Raw genomic sequence first — 16,618 nt, 5'->3', positions numbered from 1 at the left:
GCGAAAATCCCACCAAAAAAAAGTTGTTTTGCCGCCAAGGGCAAAACAACAACAGTCATGCATTATGCTTTAACGCCGTTTCTTTAAAGATCTGTTCATATACAGGCCATTTCAGCACTTTCTTCAAATGTTCGCGGAACGAATACACAGAACGGCTCGTTCTCGATCGGTACACCTTTGCAATAAACGCCTCCAAGCGCAGTTGGATCATGAATCGGTATGTGTTCTCTTCCTCCAATACAGGAATTTCGATAATCTTGACCTTCTGTCCATATGCGTTTTTGAACTCGAGGCTTTTGAATAGCAAAATATCAATCCTCTTTTTCACCGATTTACTTTTATTATACACCAATCCGGTGAAAAAGTATGTCGGAATGCGGCGAATTTGTTCCGACTTTTTTCGTCAAATCAATAGATGGAACAAGTTCGGGTCTTTGTTGACCTCTTGGAACGGGAAGCCTTTTTTCTTCATCCGCTCGATGAGCGGCGCGTAGTCTTCGCGCCGTTTCAGCTCGATGCCCACAAGCGCCGGTCCGCTTTCTTTGTTGTTTTTCTTCGTGTATTCAAACCGGGTGATGTCATCCGTCGGCCCAAGCACTTCATCCAAAAACTCACGCAACGCCCCAGCCGCTGCGGGAAGTTGACGATGAAATAGTGCTGCAGTCCTTCGTAAATCATCGAGCGCTCCTTGATTTCCTGCATCCGGTCAATGTCGTTGTTGCCGCCGCTCACCACGCAAACGACCGTCTTGCCGCGGATTTGTTCCTTGTAAAAATCAAGCGCAGCGATCGGCAGCGCCCCTGCCGGTTCAGCGACAATGGCGTTTTCGTTGTACAGCTCCAAAATCGTCGTGCATACTTTTCCTTCTGGAACGACGACGATGTCATCAAGCACCCCGCGGCATAAGGCGAATGTCTTTTCCCCGACCGTCTTGACGGCAGCGCCGTCAACGAACTTGTCGATTTCATCGAGCGTCACCACATGTCCGTGCTCGAGCGCCGCTTTCATCGATGGGGCGCCGGCCGGCTCAACCCCGATGACTTTGGTGGACGGAGAAATGCTTTTCACATACGTCCCTAGTCCGGCCATCAATCCTCCGCCGCCGATGCTGGCGAACAAAAAGTCGATCGGTTCATCGCAGTCGTTGAGCACCTCGACGCCAATCGTCCCCTGTCCGGCGATGACGTATTCATCATCAAACGGATGGATGAACGTCCGCCCTTCCGCCTCGGCGCACTTCACCGCTTCGTTGTAGGAATCGTCAAACGTGTCGCCGACAAGCACGATCTCGACCATGTCTTTGCCAAACAGCTGCACTTGCGACACTTTTTGCCGAGGCGTCGTCGCCGGCATATAAATTTTCCCATGCACGCCAAGCGCCCGGCATGAATAGGCCACCCCTTGGGCATGGTTGCCGGCGCTGGCGCATACCACCCCGTTTCTCCGCTCCTCATCGGTTAAATGCTTCATCCGGTTGTACGCCCCGCGCAGCTTAAACGAACGCACGACTTGCAAATCCTCGCGCTTTAAGTAGACATTGCACTCGTAGCGTTCGGATAACAGCGGATTTTTTTGCAGCGGCGTATGGAAAACAACATCCTTCAGCGTATGATACGCGATCAAAATGTCCTCGACGTATACTGCCCCTTGCTTCCGTTTCAGCTGTTGTTCCATGTTCTCGTTCCCTTTCTTTTCTAAGTTGTCTTTGATTTGTAGATTATATCACAAATTCGCAAAAAGAAAAGGGAATTTTCGAAAAGTTTTATGAGGATGAAGGGAAGCGGGCTCGTGAACATCGCGATGGCCCCGCTTTACCGGATACTGGACGCTTCCGCCGGCCGGATTCACGCTTTTGGCCTGACGCCATCCGATGAGCGTCATCCTTCCTGCTCGAAACCTCTCCCTAGCCGTCCTGCCAGACGGCAACACGGCGAATTGTGCAGCATATGTACGGCGAACTACTTCTTCATGCGCAAGCGGACAGAAAAAACGACCGGCGCTATGCCCGGTCGTCCTCTTTTTTGAACTCTTCTTCCTCGGCAAATTCCGTCGCCCATCTTCCTTCATCATACCAGCGGTGCGCTTCTTCCCTTCTTGCTTCTTCGTGCACATGGTTTTCCATATACAAATGGAAAAACGCTTCAACCGCCCCGATCGCCAAGGAGCTGAAAAACGCGCCGTATGCCATGTTGACGGACGGGGCAATGAGGGCAAAGCTGACCGGCCAAATAAGCAAAAAGGAAAGCGGCACGTCAAGAGCGGCAGCGACAAAATGGCCGACGCGCGGCAACACGAACAGATCGCCGATCATATAAGAAACAAGCGCCGTCACGATCGTCATGAGTGAAATCAAGGAAAGCGGGGCATCGAAGATCGTAAACATCGAAAACAAGACGACGCTCCAAGCAGCGAGCTTGACGACAAACGGAACGATATGTTTCATCGTCTTCCTCCATTTCCATTGTGGTTCTATTGATTATCGTTCCTTTTTCGCCCCGCTTCTATGCAGAAACACGTTTTCAAAATGTTCGGATCTCAAACAAAAAGACGCCCCGTTTTGGGGTCGTCTTCGCAAACGTTTCGTACGCCAACGACAAACGCATATCCATGCCCGTGTCCCATCTATTTCGCCTTTTTCCGCTCATAAATGATAAAGGCGTGTTCATACGGATTCTTTTCATCTTTCCCTCCTGGCGTATAGGAAACGATTTCCCATTCATCGTCAGAAATGGGCGGATAAAACGTATCGCCGGGGAAGGAAGCAAAAATTTTTGTCACATACAGCCGGTCGACAATCGGCATCGTCGCCCGAAACAGTTCGGCCCCGCCGATGATAAACACTTCATCAGCGCGCGATGCGATCCATTGCTTGACTGCCTCGAGCGAATGAAGCACAAGGCAGCCTTCCGGGCGAAACGAGCGGTTGCGCGTGACAACGACGTTATCGCGGCCGGGAAGCGGCCGACCGATCGCTTCAAACGTCTTGCGCCCCATCACGATGGCATGGCCCATTGTCACCCGTTTAAAATACGCCAAATCGGCCGGCAAATGCCAAGGCAAGCGGTTGTCTTTGCCGATCACCCGGTTTTCATCCATTGCCACAATGTGCGAAATCATCGCGTCCTCTCCTTTACACAGCCACCGGTGCTTTAATCGTCGGATGCGGGTTGTAGCCGACAATTTCAAAATCGTCGTATTCGTAATCGAAAATGGACGGCGGCTTCCGTTTGATCACGAGCTTCGGCAGCGGGCGCGGCTCGCGCGTCAGCTGCAGTTTCGCCTGTTCGAGATGATTTTTGTACAAATGGACATCACCGCCGGTGAAAATGAGTTCGCCGACATCGAGATCGCATTGCTGGGCGATCATATGCGTCAACAGCGCGTAGCTGGCAATGTTAAACGGCAGCCCTAAAAACGTATCAACGGAGCGCTGCTGCCACATGCACGACAACCGACCGTTCGCGACATAAAACTGAAAGGCATAATGGCACGGCGGCAGCTTCATCTCGTCTAATTCCGCCACGTTCCAAGCGCTCACAAGCAGCCGGCGTGAATTCGGATTTCGTTTGATCTCCTCGACGACCCACGCGATCTGGTCGATTGTTTTCCCGTCCGCCCCTTTCCATGAGCGCCATTGCGCGCCGTAAATCGGGCCGAGATCACCGTTTTCGTCCGCCCACTCGTCCCAAATCGTCACGCCATTCTCCTGCAAATAGCGGACGTTCGTATCGCCTTTTAAAAACCAAAGCAGTTCATAAATGATGGAGCGGATATGCAATTTTTTCGTTGTCACGAGCGGAAATCCATCTTGCAAGTTGAAGCGGAGCTGGCGGCCGAACACCGACAGCGTGCCGACGCCCGTGCGGTCTTCTTTTTCGACGCCGTTTTCCAAAATATCCTCCAAAAGCTGCAAATATTGCCGCAATGTTCTCACCTCACGCTCTATCATACCATAAAGCAACGCATGGTGAACCACTTGTCCATAAAAAAACGAGCCTTTTACGAGGCCCGTTCCGCCAATCCACGGATCAACGCATATGTTCTCGGCGCTGCCGCCCGCAACGTTTGCCGCGTCTTGTCGCTTGCATAATAATAGGCAAACGACTCAGCAAAATACTCTTCCGGATAAGTCAAAAAATAATATTCGCCAGGAAAGAGCCGCGGCGCCTCCTCCCGCCAAATCGCTTGAAATTCGTCCGTTTCATGAATGCGGTCAAATACGATGTAATCGAGCGAATGAGCAAACTCATGCAGCTCCAAATTGACCGAGCCATGCCCTTTTCCTTTTTCGCTATGGCCGAGGCGGACAAGCACTAAATGCGCCCCGCCGATGCCCGGCACGTCATCCCATGTTTTCGAACCCGGCATATAACCGCGCGGCGTTTTTCCGCGCAAATGGCGGGCCGTCGGCTCATCGGTGATCGGGCCGGTCAACAGTTGGATGTAAATATGGTGGTCCGCCGCCTGCTCTAAAATCGTGCGATCAATGTGGGCGAGCGTCCGGATCATTTCATTCGCTTCAGAGGCGGAAAACTCCGTCTCCGGCACGATGATGATGCGGCCAAGCACATCATGAGACGGAACACCCCTAAGGCCAAGGCTGCTTTCTTCAAGCAGCACGCCATGGGCAGCCGGATACGGTGAGAACGATAGAAGCGGAACGGCGAACAGCGCCGCCAACAAACTAGTGAACAGCCGTTTCATCGTGGTTCCCCCGCTTCTTTCAATCTATGAAAATCATATCATAGAACGAAGCGGGAAAAAACGCGCAAAATCAGGAAAGAACCGTAGGCGATTATGTACGCCAGTTCGGCGGCGTATTTTTTGACCAGTAGATTTTCCCGAGTTCATGATGGGCTTGAAACCCATCATCGCATGTATGATAGTGAAACTGAAACCAATATCCGTCTTGCGGCGGATGCTCGCGGCGGACGTGAAAGCGGATCAAATCCTCTCCCGTATCCGCCCGATACAAATGAAAAATGCGCTCCCCTTGCCCGCCGGACGGATTTTCCGAAACAGCCAAATAGCGGAGCTCCTCTTCCGGATAACGATCGGCAAGCTCGGCGATCACTTCTTCCATGCGCGGCAAAATGACGGCGCGAAACTCATCTTCAATGACCGGAGCGATTTTGCGGCCGAATTTTTCATGGGACTGGGCAACGGCCTTTTCCATCGTCCGCTCAATGAATTGAGCTCGCGTCAACGAAACCGCTTCCTCGGCACGACTTGTTGGACTGTGCTGCCAGTCGGAAGACGATGCATCATCTGACGGCGGCTCTTTGGACGCGAGCAGCGAAGCGGGCGGTGTGACGAGTCCAAACGTGCAGACGGTAATGGCGGCAACAAGCGTTTTTCGAAGCCAAGACGGCAGCTTCATCGCCTTCACCTCCCGCTACCGCCGATCAGCGGCCGGAGACGCGAACAAGCCGGTCGCTTTTAATTTTGCGACCGCCCGGCGCAACACTTCTTCCGGCTGGACAAGGGCGATGCGCACATACCCTTCGCCGCTCGGCCCAAACGCGTGCCCAGGCGTCACAACGACGCCGGCTTGGTCGATGAGCGCCTTCGCAAACGAAAGCGACGTCCATCCGTCCGGAATTTTCGCCCACACGAACATGCCGGCTTGCGGACGGTCAACCGTCCAACCGATGTCAGCGAGTCCATCCACGAGCACATCGCGGCGCGCCTGATACATCATGCGGCTCTGGGCGCAAAAGCCGGCGCCATGGCGGAGCACTTCCGCGGCCGCTTTTTGCAGCGGCCAAAAAATTCCGTAATCCAAATTGGACTTGAACTCGGCAAACGCACGAATCACCTCGGCATTTCCGCACAAGTAGCCGACCCGGCAGCCGGCCATGTTGTAGCTTTTTGACAACGAATTGATCTCCACGCCAACGTCCTTTGCGCCTGGAACAGAAAGAAAACTCACCGGTTTGTTTCCGTCATAATACAGCTCGCCGTAAGCAAAATCGGAAACAACGAGGATATCGTACCGCTTCGCAAACTCGACCACTTCGCGATAAAATGATTCTGTCGCTACAGCTGGAACCGGATTTCCAGGGAAGTTGATAAACATGATCGTCGTCCGTTTGGCGATGTCCTCCGGGATCGCACGCAAATCCGGCAAAAAGCGGTTTTCCTCCCTCAGCGGCAGAAAATACGGCATCGCTTCCGCCATCGCCACCCCCGCCGCATACGCCGGGTACCCGGGATCCGGCAATAAAATGACATCCCCCCGGTCAGCGAACACCATCGGCAAATGAACGAGCCCGTCTTGTGACCCGATGACGTACGTCACTTCCGTCTCTGGATCGAGCACGACGCCATGCGCCGTCCGATAATAATCGGCGACCGCTTCATGAAACTCGCGAATGCCCTTTAATGTGTAGCCGTACGCATTCGGCTCGTTGGCGTAGCGGGCGATCGCCTCACGCACAAACGGCGCCGGGGGCAAATCCGGGCTGCCAACGCTCAAGTCGATCCACTCGTCATGAAGGTGGCGCTGCTTTTGACGATACGCCGTCAACTCGGCGAAAATCGATGCCGAAAACGCGTTCATTCGTTTCGCTTTTTTCATTTCGTCTTCCTCTCCCTTGACAAGACCAAAACTGCATTTTCTTTTTGCTTTTGTTGGTATATACTTTTATCATAGTTCCGAAAGAAGACACCCGCTTCAACCGCGTGAAGGTCGCAGCCCAGCGATCAGCGGCAAATGGATGTCGGTTGGCGTCAGCCAAAACACATGATAAAATCAAGGTATATCATGTTCTTTGTGAACTGGATATAGGGGGTTGCATGGAGAATATCCAATGCGAAAACCAAGCAAAGCCTTCCATGCGTAAAATATCCAAGGCGCGAAAGAACTCCGAATCGTCGGATGCCTAGGGTTGGGACGACCCGAAGTCACGCTCAGGGAGACGAAAGAATGCTTTCGTCGTGGAACTGAGAAGCTCCCACTTCAAGCAAAGCGAAGTGGGGGTAGTTCACATGAATAGTGTATCATAGATTCTCAGCGAAAATATAGACAGAAAGGCGGGAAAAATGAAACATGAACACGATCTTTTTTGCGGCCAGCCTCATTACATTGCTTTACTTTATTTATAGTTGTATCGCCAACGCCTAAACGCTCTTGGCGATCCATCCAGCTCCCTTGGCATTCTGTTGGATGCGAAGGGAGTTTGCGCATGAAAACGACAAAAGGAGCCCCGCATCGGGAGCTCCTTTTTAATCGATTTTTGTTTTTTTGCGGGCAGAGTCAAGCTCGAAGGCGCCTGTCTCCGTCTCCGTCGTGCCTTGCCCTCGAACATCTGGGGCGCTGACGCCCGTTTTCGAACGGTCTTTTTTCCGCTTCGGCACGCCGATCACCTCCGCCCTTATCGTTCCCCGGCGCCGGCAGCGGTATGCAAGGCCGGGGAAGGCGTTGGGCATCAACCGCAATATTTGTCAAACGCAGCCAAAATATTTTCCATCACGTCCTCCATCGAGTGAAACTCGATGTCTTCGCGCGGAATGAAGTGAACGACTTCTTTCCCCTTTAAGAGCGCCATCGACGGCGAAGACGGCGGATAACCGACAAAGTACTCGCGCATTTTCGCTGTCGCTTCCTTATCCTGGCCAGCGAACACCGTCACCAAATGGTCCGGCTTTTTCTCGCTCCGCAACACCGCCTGCGTCGCCGCGGGGCGCGCCAATCCAGCGGCGCAGCCGCACACTGAGTTGACAAAAACAAACGTCGTTCCTTCCACTTGTTTCATAAACTGCTCGACTTCTTCGCTTGTGCGCAATTCGCGGAAACCGGCGCGGACAAGTTCATCGCGCATCGGCTGCACGAGTTGGCGCATATAGTCTTCGTAAGCCATTGACATTGCCCTCATCCCTCCACATTCATCATCGCTGCGCTATCAGCATACTATATTTTCGTTTGAAAAATCAATGAAGAGAACCGTCCACGGCCGCATGTCTCTAAACGGCATCATTCAGAACAAACGGGGCTAAACGCACCCGTTTGGCCGCCATCAAACGAGCGATTTCGTTTCGCTTTCTATCAACCGCCGCGGCCATTGTCAGCGACCAAACATATACTATGCCATCGATGGCCATGAAAGGAGCGTGCACATGGGATACATTGAAGAACTGCGAAAAATCATTGGAACCCGGCCGATCATCTTGGCGGGAGCCGGGGTCGCTGTCACCGATGAATGCGGGCGGATTTTATTGCAGAAACGCCGCGACGGCTTATGGGGACTGCCCGGCGGTTTGTTGGAGTTGGGGGAGTCCGCAGAAGAAGCAGCCCGGCGGGAAGTGTGGGAAGAAACAGGGCTGGAAATCGGCAAACTGGAACTAGTCGATGTGTTTTCTGGAAAAAAATATTTTGTTCGGCTGCCTAATGGAGATCAATATTACCCAGTCACTGTTGTTTATCTCACCCGTGATATCCGCGGTGGAGAACTGAAAGAAGACGGGGAAGAATCGCTGGAAGTGAAATTCTTCCCTTTTCATGAATTGCCAAACGAACTCTCTCCTCTTGTTAAAGATTTTATCGAACAATATTTCAGGGGATGACGAGCCAAGCCTTGGAGCTCTCTCCAAGGCTTCACCATTGTTGAAAACACTCTTTTCTAAGAACCAAATCCGCAGCTGGAGGGGCAAAAAATTTAGAAGCCCATTTTAATGGTAATAAATTGAAGAATAATCGGCGCACCTTTTGGCGGCGGCTCGGCTGTTTTCAACGTCAGTTTCCCCTTTTCCACCTCATACAGTTTTTCCGGTTGCAGCACCCCATTAATAAACAAGTTGATCCATGATACATGTTTCGGATCTAAAATACCGCGGTCGCCGTACTCTCTCAGTTCATCGCCGTCTGTATAGACGGTTTTCACTCCGTCTGATATGGTGTTATACTGGTACGTTTCCGCCTGCAAGACACGCGGAGGGAAGTGGAGCGCCACACGGAGGGGAATGGTCAGTACAGCATGGGTCCAATCGTATACTTTGGAAGCAGCAATCACATGTTTTGCTGTTGAAGATGTCCGTTTCATTCGTTTGCTCACCCAAACACACCATATTGTTTCGTGATCATTTCACTCCGCAAGATATTTTGCATTAGTATATTCACCTCCCATCTTCAAAGTGAATAGCAAACAAAATGGCAGGTTAATGAACGGTAGTAAAAAATCACTATATTCCACTTAATTCCGTCTATTATAACAGGATCATAAAACGACCAAATTCGTTTAAAATGTTTGTTTCATAATTCAAATTCACTGGTAAAACAGGCTGGTATAGCAGGGCAAAAACATCATTTTTCTCCCATTACGGCAATCGCCGAGCCATCCTCTGTAATTAATCCATACAATAAAATGAACCTATGGCACCGGCTGATTGCCAACAGAGTTCCAGATACTAAAAAGAACGGATGATAATTGGCTCAGCTTCGGGGCCACAGCATGTTAAACACAAAATGGAGAAGGGGAGATTGTATGGCTTTGCAATTAATTAAATTGTTTGTCGCCGCTACTACCACGACAGAGGTTGCACCAGACGTCGCAAGATTTTTTTACATCACAACAGCTGAAACAGCAGAAGGAGCAACCTTAACGATCGACGCAGCCAGCTTTTTGCAAGACGACGGCAGCCAAGCGACACAGCTGCCAGCATTGGCAACTAACAATAGCTACTTTAACGTGTACATTAACGGCGTTTTGCAAATGGAAGGGATATCGACGTACACCCCAGGAGCTACCGGCGTCGGGTCACTGTCCATTACCGTCCCGACCGGAAGCGGCTCGATTCCAGCTAACACCCCGGTTGTGCTCGAAATTGTCCAATTCGCTCCAAGCTCCAACACTACTGTGACGACGTAACAGCCGTACTCTTTTCGATCATAAAAACAGGCGCACCGATGGGCGCGCCTGGTTTACTGTTCTGTTTCGTTTTCTTTCTTCCGGCTCTCCGTCATTTGCTTCCACACAGACCCTTTCGCTTCTTCGCCGCCTTCGATCCGTTCAATGGCCATTTTCACTTGCAAGCTCACTTCAAACTCCGGATCGTTTTCCGCCGCTTTCAACGCCGGCAGCGCCGATTCGTCGCCGACTTCGTACAAAAACATGGCCGCGCGCCAACGGACGAGCTTGCTTTCGTCCTTTAGCGCTTCGATCATGGCCGGAATGGCCTCCGGATCGCCGATGTCGGACAAACAGTCGCCGGCGGTGCGGCGGACAGCGACAGCAGGATCTTTTAACGCTTCATACAAATACGGAAGCACCTTTTTGCCGCCGATCATGCCGAGATACGCCGTCGCCAGGCGGCGAATCGCCATTTTTTCATCCTTGAGCGCCTTGGCCAACACCGGGATATCGTCCTCGGTCGGCTCGGCCATCTGTTCGAGCGCGGCATACCGTTTGCGCCAATCCGGGTCATCGAGCATCTCGCTCGTCACTTTGAGGCTTGGACGCTTTTGCACCGTTTTTTCCTGCTCGCCGCGGCGGAACATGTTGACGATCCGCTCCAGCCGCTCGGGCGGATAGGCTGCCGACAGCTCATCGACTATTTCGCGGCCGATTTCCTCAAACGTGCCGTAGCGCACTCCTTTTTCGACCCATTTGCGCTCAAGCACAACATTTCCTGCGTATTTTTGCGCCTCAATGACCGCGTCCATAAACGGTTTCGGCAACCCGACGCGGTGTTCGCGCTCCCCATCGACAAGCTTCACTTGCATCGGCAGACCGTACAGCATTTGCACGAACACTTTCACTTCGCCGAAATGTTCGTTTCCTTTCGGCTTTGTCTCGGCGCCGTCATCCACTTTCTCGCCGAACACTTCGCGCACTTTCGCCAAAATGTCGCGCCAGTCGTATTTCGGATGGCGTTCAATAGCCAAAAAATCAGCGACATGGTAAATGCCTTTCACTCCGTCAATGCGCATCAATGCTTGAATAAGCGGCGGCGCTTCGCCAATGTTGTCCGGTTTGTAGTTATGGCGCGTGCCGGAAGGCAATTCTTCATCAAGCAATATTTTCATCGTGTTCGGGCTTGGCGTCGGCTCAATCGCTTGAATGCGCAAGCGTTACCCCTCCTTGCCTTACAGCAGCTTTTCAATTTCCTTTCTCAGCTCGCTTGGCTTTGTTTGCGGTGCGAAACGAGCAACAACCTTGCCGTTGCGGTCGACTAAAAACTTCGTGAAATTCCATTTGATCGCCTTTGTTCCCAATGCCCCCGGCGCCTCTTCTTTCAAATATTGAAACAGCGGATGGGCGTTATCGCCATTCACATCCACTTTCGCAAACAGCGGGAACGTCACACCGTAATTCAACTGGCAAAATTGCTCAATTTCCTCTTCCGTCCCCGGCTCTTGGCCGCCGAACTGGTTGCACGGAAAGCCGAGCACAACAAACCCGCGATCGCGATATTCGTCATACAGCTCCTGCAGTTCTTTATACTGCGGGGTAAATCCGCATCGGCTCGCCGTGTTGACAATCAACAGCACGTTGCCTCGATAGACGGAAAGCGGTTGTTCCTCTCCGCGAATGGTTTTGGCGCTGAATTCATATACACTCATGATTTTTCACCTCATCCCTATCATAGCGGATTTCACCGTTTGTTTCCACTTTTTGCGCCACTACTGCCCGGCGAACAGCTGCAATTGTTCAAGTGATGAAACCATATACGGCACCATCTCCGGCAAATCGGCGGCGTTTTCCTCATAAATGAGGCGTGCAAATTCGACCACGGCTTCATTTTCATACGGGCCGTGTTCATGCGGAAACGGAAAGCGGAGCGTTTGCCGGATGATTCGCTCCTTGCCCCAAATCGTCCGCAGCGTTCCTTCAATGAGCGCACAAACGGACGAGCGGCGAACCGGAAGGGTAAACAGAAGAGCGAGCCGGCAGCCGGCCCGGCCGTGATAGAGCCGCTCATTGACCAGCTCAGCAAAATCAAGCGAAAGCCGCGCGGTGCAGACGACGAGCGGATCGGGCGCATCATTCAGCCGAAATGAAATGGCGTACTCCCGGAACAAACGAGCCAAATCGACAAGGTCGCGGCGATCGACCACGGCAATGCGCCCTTGCAAGTCCGCGTCATATATCGCTCCTTCCAACACCGTTTTTAAATTGTCAAAGGCGGTCGGATCCAATCGGGATTCCCCCTTTTTGTTCACAAGCTGTTTTAAGGTTCAAAAAATCAATTGAAGAATGTTGACAAAGTTTTTATAATTAAGGTATTTAGTAACGAGACAGAAACGGAGGGGACACCATTGCCAATCAACATTCCAAAAGACTTGCCGGCGAAAGAAATACTCGAACAAGAAAACATTTTCGTGATGGACGAAGAACGGGCGTATTCGCAAGACATCCGTCCGCTCAACATCATCATTTTAAACTTGATGCCCGAAAAAGAAAAAGCAGAGACACAGTTGCTGCGGCTGCTTGGCAACTCGCCGCTGCAAGTGAACGTCACCTTTTTGCGCCCGGCGACCCATGAGCCGAAAACGACAAGCAAACATCATTTAGAACAATTTTACACGATTTTCCCGCACATTCGCCATCGCAAGTTCGACGGGATGATCATCACCGGAGCGCCGGTCGAGCAAATGCCGTTTGAAGAGGTCAACTATTGGGGAGAATTGACGGAAATTATGGAATGGACGAAAACGAACGTCACGTCAACGTTGCACATTTGTTGGGGGGCACAAGCTGGCTTATACTATCACTACGGCATTCCGAAATACCCATTGCCGGAAAAATGCTTCGGTGTGTTCAACCATACGGTGGAAGTGAAAAACGTAAAACTATTGCGCGGTTTTGACGATGTGTTCCGCATGCCGCACTCCCGCCATACAGACGTCAAGCGCGAAGACATCGAAAAAGTGCCGGATCTCACCATTTTGTCCATGTCTGACAAAGCCGGCGTTTGCCTCGTCGCATCGAACGACGGGCGCCGCATTTTCTTAACGGGCCATCCAGAATATGATGCGACAACGCTCAAAGAAGAATATGAACGCGACTTGGCGAAAGGGCTGCCGATTCACATCCCGGAATCATACTTTCCCAATGATGACCCAAGCCAGCCACCGCTGAACACATGGCGCTCGCATGCCAACTTGCTGTTTGTCAACTGGCTGAACTATTACGTGTATCAAGAAACGCCTTATGAATGGGAATGAAATCAATATATGCAATCATGTTGAACCATCCCGAAAAAACGCCTTGCTGAAACATATGCAAGGCGTTTTTCTCATTTTGGCCGATTGTTTTCGTGTTTCGACAATCGCCCTGTTCTTTTAGTTTTTTTTGACATACAATACGATAGATTCCACCAGGAGGTGAACATGATGGGCGCTTGGCATGGAAACAGCTTTGCGTTGATTGTCGTTCTGTTTATTTTGTTGATTATTGTTGGATGTGCCTGCTTGGGCGGATATGCCTACTAACCGAAATCACTGATTGCCTTCATCCGGCCGCCGTGTTTGCCAGCATCCGGCCGGCTTGCAGCGGGAACACGAACGCTTCCCGCTTTTTTTATGCTGGGCTGTAGACAACCATGCATAGGAATGAAGGCATCGTCCATGCTAAACGTATGACAACGGCAGCCAAAGGAGGTGGAGCTCATGACGAAACGCCCAAACAACGGCAGCCGCAATCAAAACGCGCCAACGCAAGATCCGATGGCCTTGCTTCGCGGCCCGGTTTCCGGCGATAACAGCAAAGGACGTCGGCAAAACAAAATCCAAAATGACAAAACCGATGAAAATGCCTAACCCACAAAAAGAAGAGGGTGTCCCAAAAGGATCGAGACACCCTTTCTCATTACCGTATATAGGTATAAAACAATCATTAAGAAACAATATGTTGTGTTTTGTTAAAGAAAATTACCCTTTTGGGTCAGCCCCTTTGCTTATTACTGTATATATACGCGCAAAATGCTGTCCGAAAACCATATATTGTACTTTATCGAAAGAAAACCAACCTTTTGAGACAGCCTCTTTTTGCTTCTAAAATTCAATCCCTTTCATCGCGGTCCTTCCTTGTTCATAGTCATGCTTGATGAGCTTCATTTCCGTCACGATATCGGCAGCCGCCATCAGCTCCGGGCGCGCCGCGCGCCCCGTGATGACAAGATGGAGCGACGGCGGGCGCGTGCGGATCAGCTCGAGCACCTCGCCGACTGATACGATATCTTCAACGGGAAAGCGGTCAATGGCCAACACATTGTTCAGTTCATCGAGCACAATCATGTCATACCGTCCGGAATACACATATTCTTTGGCCACCGCCCAGGCACGCTTCAATGCTTCGCGGTGGATGTCCGGCGTTTTCGTCCATGTGAAGCCGGCGCCGAGCTGACGGACGTCGACGCCAAGACGCTCTAGGGCCAACTGCTCGCCGTATGTCCGTTCCGGCGATTTCACAAACTGCAAAATCGCGACGTTCATTCCCCGGCCGACGGCACGCAGGGCAAGCCCCAATGCGGCCGTCGTTTTTCCTTTTCCGTCGCCCGTATAAACGATGACACGCCCGCTATGACGAGGCGTCGGCATCGACCACGCCCCCTTGCCGCTCCGGAAACCATTGGAGCGTCTCACGCAGACGAACGACATCGCCGATGATGATGATGGCAGGATGGGAAATGCCCGCCTGTTCCGCCTCGTCTGACAGCGTCGAAAGCGTCGCCGCCACCGTGCGCTGCCGCTCGGTCGTCCCCCATTCAATGATGGCCGCCGGCGTATCCGACGGCTTTCCGGCCGCCATCAACCGGCCGCAAATATCCGACAAGTTGGCCGCTCCCATGTAGACAATGATCGTATCGCATCCTCGAGTCAGCGCCTCCCAATCGATCCGCTCACTCCGATGCCCGCTGACCATCGCCACCGAGGCGGCGTAATCACGGTGGGTGACCGGAATGCCGGCGTACGCCGGCACAGCAATGCCGGATGTCACCCCTGGAACGATTTCAAACGGAATTCCGGCTTTCGCCAACACTTCCGCCTCTTCACCAACGCGGCCAAAAATGCACGGATCGCCGCCTTTTAAGCGGACGACCGTTTTTCCTTGTTGCGCATGCCAAACGAGCAGCTCATGAATTTGTTCTTGAACCGTGTCATGTTTTCCCGGCTCTTTGCCGCAGTAAAGAAGCTCAGCGTCCGGCTTCGCGTAGCGCAGCAGCTTACGGTTGATGAGCCGGTCGTAAATAATGACATCCGCCCGTTCTAGGCATTCGCGGCCGTAAACCGTGATGAGCTTTTCATCCCCCGGCCCAGCGCCGACTAAATACACTTTGCCGACGGTCATCGCCCCTTCTCCCCTTTCGCATTGGCTGTGGAAATGCCCGCCGAGGCGAACGTCGCCATTTCGTTCACCATCGCCGTTGCTGAAATCAAGAGCGGAAACGCTACCGCCGCGCCGCTTCCTTCGCCAAGGCGCATGCCGAGATCCAAAAGCGGCTCCTTCTCTAGCAAACGAAGGGCTATACTGTGCCCCGGCTCTTGCGAACGATGGCCGGCAATCATATAGTCTGTGACGTTCACGGCAAACTGGCGGGCCACAAGGGCAGCCACCGTGCAAATAAAACCGTCAAGCAAAATCGGGATGCGCCGTTCGGCGGCTGCCAGCATCGCCCCGGCCATAGCAGCGATCTCCAACCCGCCGATTTGCGAAAGCCATTCAAGCGGCTTCGCCGGATCCGGTCGATGAAGCAAGAGCGCCCGTCGGATCACGTCCTGTTTATGGGCAAGCATTTCCTCCTTAATGCCGCTTCCTTTGCCAACGATGCGCTCAAGCGGCTCATCGGTCAACGTGGCCAATAAGGCGCTCGCGGCGGTCGTATTGCCGATGCCCATTTCGCCGACAATGAGCGTGCGGACGCCTTGTTCAATGATGGACGCCGCCTGTTCGTAACCGACATGAAGCGCCTGTTCAGCCTCGGACGGCGTCATCGCTTCCGTTTGGGCGAAATTGTTCGTTCCCGGGCGCACCTTTTTCTGAATGACGCGCTCATCAGCAATCGGCACGGCGACACCGACATCAATCACCTGAAGCAACGCGCCGATTTGCCGGCTGAAGGCGTTGATCGCCGCTCCGCCGTTGGCAAAGTTGTACACCATTTGCGCCGTCACTTCGGCCGGATAAGCAGACACCCCTTCTTCCGTGACGCCATGGTCGGCCGCAAACACGAGCACTCCGGGCGGAGTGACGCGTGGAAGCAGCTCCCCGGTCATGCCGGCAAGCGTTGCCGCCACTTCTTCAAGACGGCCGAGGCTGCCGGGCGGTTTGGTCAATTGATCGATATAGGCACGCGCTTGTTCAACCATTTCACGGTGGATCGGTGGGATGGAAACATTCATCATGGGCGCACCATATCCCCATCAAGCGGGAATAGGCGCTTCCTCCTTTCTCGTCTATGATTGAGGGGCGAAAAAGCAGCTTTCCCCGTCACGCTTTAGCGCAGAGGAAGGCCGAACACCACCTGCTTTACACTTTGGGATTCACAACCCAACAACCGAGCCAATCATTCGTTGACACTCCACACGCCTAAAGGGCGTGGGATTCTTGGGTCGTTTGCGCCCTCATCCATTTCTGGTTCGGACAACGCCCAAGCTTAGGGGTGTGTCATCACCCCG

21 protein-coding genes and 1 pseudogene are annotated in these 16,618 nt (G+C 52.5%); 5 read left to right on the top strand and 17 right to left on the bottom strand.

Translation table 11 applies throughout. The features are described 5' to 3' along the window. Positions 1–55 precede the first annotated feature (55 nt). From I656_RS04565 to I656_RS04605, 10 genes and pseudogenes are all read right to left on the bottom strand, one after another. Positions 56–307 carry a YpmP family protein gene (locus I656_RS04565; RefSeq protein WP_015374891.1) on the bottom strand — a complete coding sequence of 84 codons (252 nt, stop codon included), beginning with the start codon at positions 305–307 and terminating at the stop codon, positions 56–58. 96 nt (positions 308–403) lie between these two features. Further along, positions 404–1,674: pseudogene (ilvA, locus tag I656_RS04570) on the bottom strand (threonine ammonia-lyase IlvA). A gap of 325 nt (positions 1,675–1,999) precedes the next feature. Further along, positions 2,000–2,443 carry a YndM family protein gene (locus I656_RS04575; RefSeq protein ID WP_020755891.1) on the bottom strand — a complete coding sequence of 148 codons (444 nt, stop codon included), beginning with the start codon at positions 2,441–2,443 and terminating at the stop codon, positions 2,000–2,002. A gap of 179 nt (positions 2,444–2,622) precedes the next feature. Beyond that, positions 2,623–3,117 (bottom strand): dihydrofolate reductase, encoded by a 495-nt coding sequence (locus I656_RS04580; protein WP_033006160.1) that lies wholly within the window; start codon positions 3,115–3,117, stop codon positions 2,623–2,625. Positions 3,118–3,130: 13 nt separating this feature from the next. Further along, complete coding sequence (gene thyA, locus I656_RS04585) at positions 3,131–3,925, bottom strand: thymidylate synthase (RefSeq protein ID WP_011231268.1); 795 nt, start codon at positions 3,923–3,925, stop codon at positions 3,131–3,133. Between the two features lie 74 nt (positions 3,926–3,999). Further along, entirely contained in the window at positions 4,000–4,704 is a 705-nt protein-coding gene (locus tag I656_RS04590; RefSeq protein WP_020755887.1) for an anthrax toxin lethal factor-related metalloendopeptidase, read from the bottom strand. Between the two features lie 91 nt (positions 4,705–4,795). Continuing rightward, the gene (locus I656_RS04595) at positions 4,796–5,374 is read right to left on the bottom strand and encodes a YpjP family protein (RefSeq protein WP_200861015.1); all 579 of its coding nucleotides are present in this window, start codon (positions 5,372–5,374) and stop codon (positions 4,796–4,798) included. A gap of 21 nt (positions 5,375–5,395) precedes the next feature. Further along, positions 5,396–6,580 carry an LL-diaminopimelate aminotransferase gene (locus I656_RS04600; protein WP_020755885.1) on the bottom strand — a complete coding sequence of 395 codons (1,185 nt, stop codon included), beginning with the start codon at positions 6,578–6,580 and terminating at the stop codon, positions 5,396–5,398. A 647-nt stretch (positions 6,581–7,227) separates the two neighbouring features. Continuing rightward, positions 7,228–7,359, bottom strand: a complete 132-nt coding sequence (locus tag I656_RS18135) for a YuzL family protein (protein ID WP_011231272.1) — start codon at positions 7,357–7,359, stop codon at positions 7,228–7,230. A 71-nt stretch (positions 7,360–7,430) separates the two neighbouring features. Next, positions 7,431–7,868, bottom strand: a complete 438-nt coding sequence (locus tag I656_RS04605) for a BrxA/BrxB family bacilliredoxin (RefSeq protein ID WP_011231273.1) — start codon at positions 7,866–7,868, stop codon at positions 7,431–7,433. 250 nt (positions 7,869–8,118) lie between these two features. On the opposite strand from I656_RS04605, the gene I656_RS04610 reads away from it, so the two are divergent. Then, positions 8,119–8,565, top strand: a complete 447-nt coding sequence (locus I656_RS04610; RefSeq protein ID WP_011231274.1) for an NUDIX hydrolase — start codon at positions 8,119–8,121, stop codon at positions 8,563–8,565. Between the two features lie 92 nt (positions 8,566–8,657). Here the strand turns inward: I656_RS04610 and I656_RS04615 are convergent, their stop codons facing one another. After that, positions 8,658–9,041 carry a DUF4183 domain-containing protein gene (locus I656_RS04615; RefSeq protein ID WP_015374894.1) on the bottom strand — a complete coding sequence of 128 codons (384 nt, stop codon included), beginning with the start codon at positions 9,039–9,041 and terminating at the stop codon, positions 8,658–8,660. Positions 9,042–9,482: 441 nt separating this feature from the next. Here I656_RS04615 and I656_RS04620 point away from each other — a divergent pair, with 441 nt between their 5' ends. Next, positions 9,483–9,866, top strand: a complete 384-nt coding sequence (locus I656_RS04620; protein ID WP_011231275.1) for a DUF4183 domain-containing protein — start codon at positions 9,483–9,485, stop codon at positions 9,864–9,866. A 53-nt stretch (positions 9,867–9,919) separates the two neighbouring features. On the opposite strand, the gene I656_RS04625 is transcribed toward I656_RS04620, so the two are convergent. Genes I656_RS04625 through I656_RS04635 form a run of 3 tightly spaced genes read right to left on the bottom strand, consistent with a single transcriptional unit; the run spans position 9,920 to position 12,136 of the window. Further along, positions 9,920–11,065: a conserved virulence factor C family protein gene (locus I656_RS04625; protein WP_020755877.1), complete on the bottom strand. Its 1,146-nt coding sequence runs from the start codon at positions 11,063–11,065 to the stop codon at positions 9,920–9,922. Between the two features lie 18 nt (positions 11,066–11,083). Continuing rightward, a complete protein-coding gene (locus I656_RS04630; protein ID WP_013145288.1) occupies positions 11,084–11,560 on the bottom strand; it encodes a glutathione peroxidase in 477 nt (158 codons plus the stop codon). 60 nt (positions 11,561–11,620) lie between these two features. Continuing rightward, positions 11,621–12,136 (bottom strand): hypothetical protein, encoded by a 516-nt coding sequence (locus tag I656_RS04635; protein WP_033006157.1) that lies wholly within the window; start codon positions 12,134–12,136, stop codon positions 11,621–11,623. 120 nt (positions 12,137–12,256) lie between these two features. On the opposite strand from I656_RS04635, the gene metA reads away from it, so the two are divergent. The 3 genes from metA to I656_RS18735 all read left to right on the top strand — a co-directional run bounded on the left by metA (position 12,257) and on the right by I656_RS18735 (position 13,759). After that, positions 12,257–13,165 (top strand): homoserine O-succinyltransferase, encoded by a 909-nt coding sequence (gene metA / locus I656_RS04640; protein ID WP_011231279.1) that lies wholly within the window; start codon positions 12,257–12,259, stop codon positions 13,163–13,165. Positions 13,166–13,333: 168 nt separating this feature from the next. Continuing rightward, on the top strand, positions 13,334–13,432 hold the full coding sequence (locus I656_RS18130) for a YjcZ family sporulation protein (RefSeq protein ID WP_011231280.1): 99 nt from the start codon (positions 13,334–13,336) through the stop codon (positions 13,430–13,432). Positions 13,433–13,609: 177 nt separating this feature from the next. Then, entirely contained in the window at positions 13,610–13,759 is a 150-nt protein-coding gene (locus I656_RS18735; protein WP_011231282.1) for a hypothetical protein, read from the top strand. A gap of 234 nt (positions 13,760–13,993) precedes the next feature. On the opposite strand, the gene cobO is transcribed toward I656_RS18735, so the two are convergent. The 3 genes from cobO to cobT are packed head-to-tail and all read right to left on the bottom strand — an operon-like array spanning position 13,994 to position 16,345. Next, positions 13,994–14,539, bottom strand: a complete 546-nt coding sequence (cobO, locus tag I656_RS04645) for a cob(I)yrinic acid a,c-diamide adenosyltransferase (RefSeq protein ID WP_013145285.1) — start codon at positions 14,537–14,539, stop codon at positions 13,994–13,996. Then, positions 14,520–15,290 carry a uroporphyrinogen-III C-methyltransferase gene (gene cobA, locus I656_RS04650; RefSeq protein ID WP_020755871.1) on the bottom strand — a complete coding sequence of 257 codons (771 nt, stop codon included), beginning with the start codon at positions 15,288–15,290 and terminating at the stop codon, positions 14,520–14,522. Before cobA ends, cobO begins: the two co-directional genes overlap by 20 nt. Next, positions 15,287–16,345, bottom strand: coding sequence for a nicotinate-nucleotide--dimethylbenzimidazole phosphoribosyltransferase (cobT, locus tag I656_RS04655; protein ID WP_020755870.1), 1,059 nt, complete (start codon positions 16,343–16,345; stop codon positions 15,287–15,289). The genes cobA and cobT overlap by 4 nt, the downstream gene beginning before the upstream one ends. Between the last annotated feature and the right edge of the window lie 273 nt (positions 16,346–16,618).

It is taken from the genome of Geobacillus sp. WSUCF1 (assembly GCF_000422025.1).
Taxonomy (GTDB): Bacteria; Bacillota; Bacilli; order Bacillales; family Anoxybacillaceae; genus Geobacillus; species Geobacillus zalihae.
Note: the sequence above shows the minus strand (reverse complement) of the source record. Positions and strands in the feature narration are given on the sequence as shown.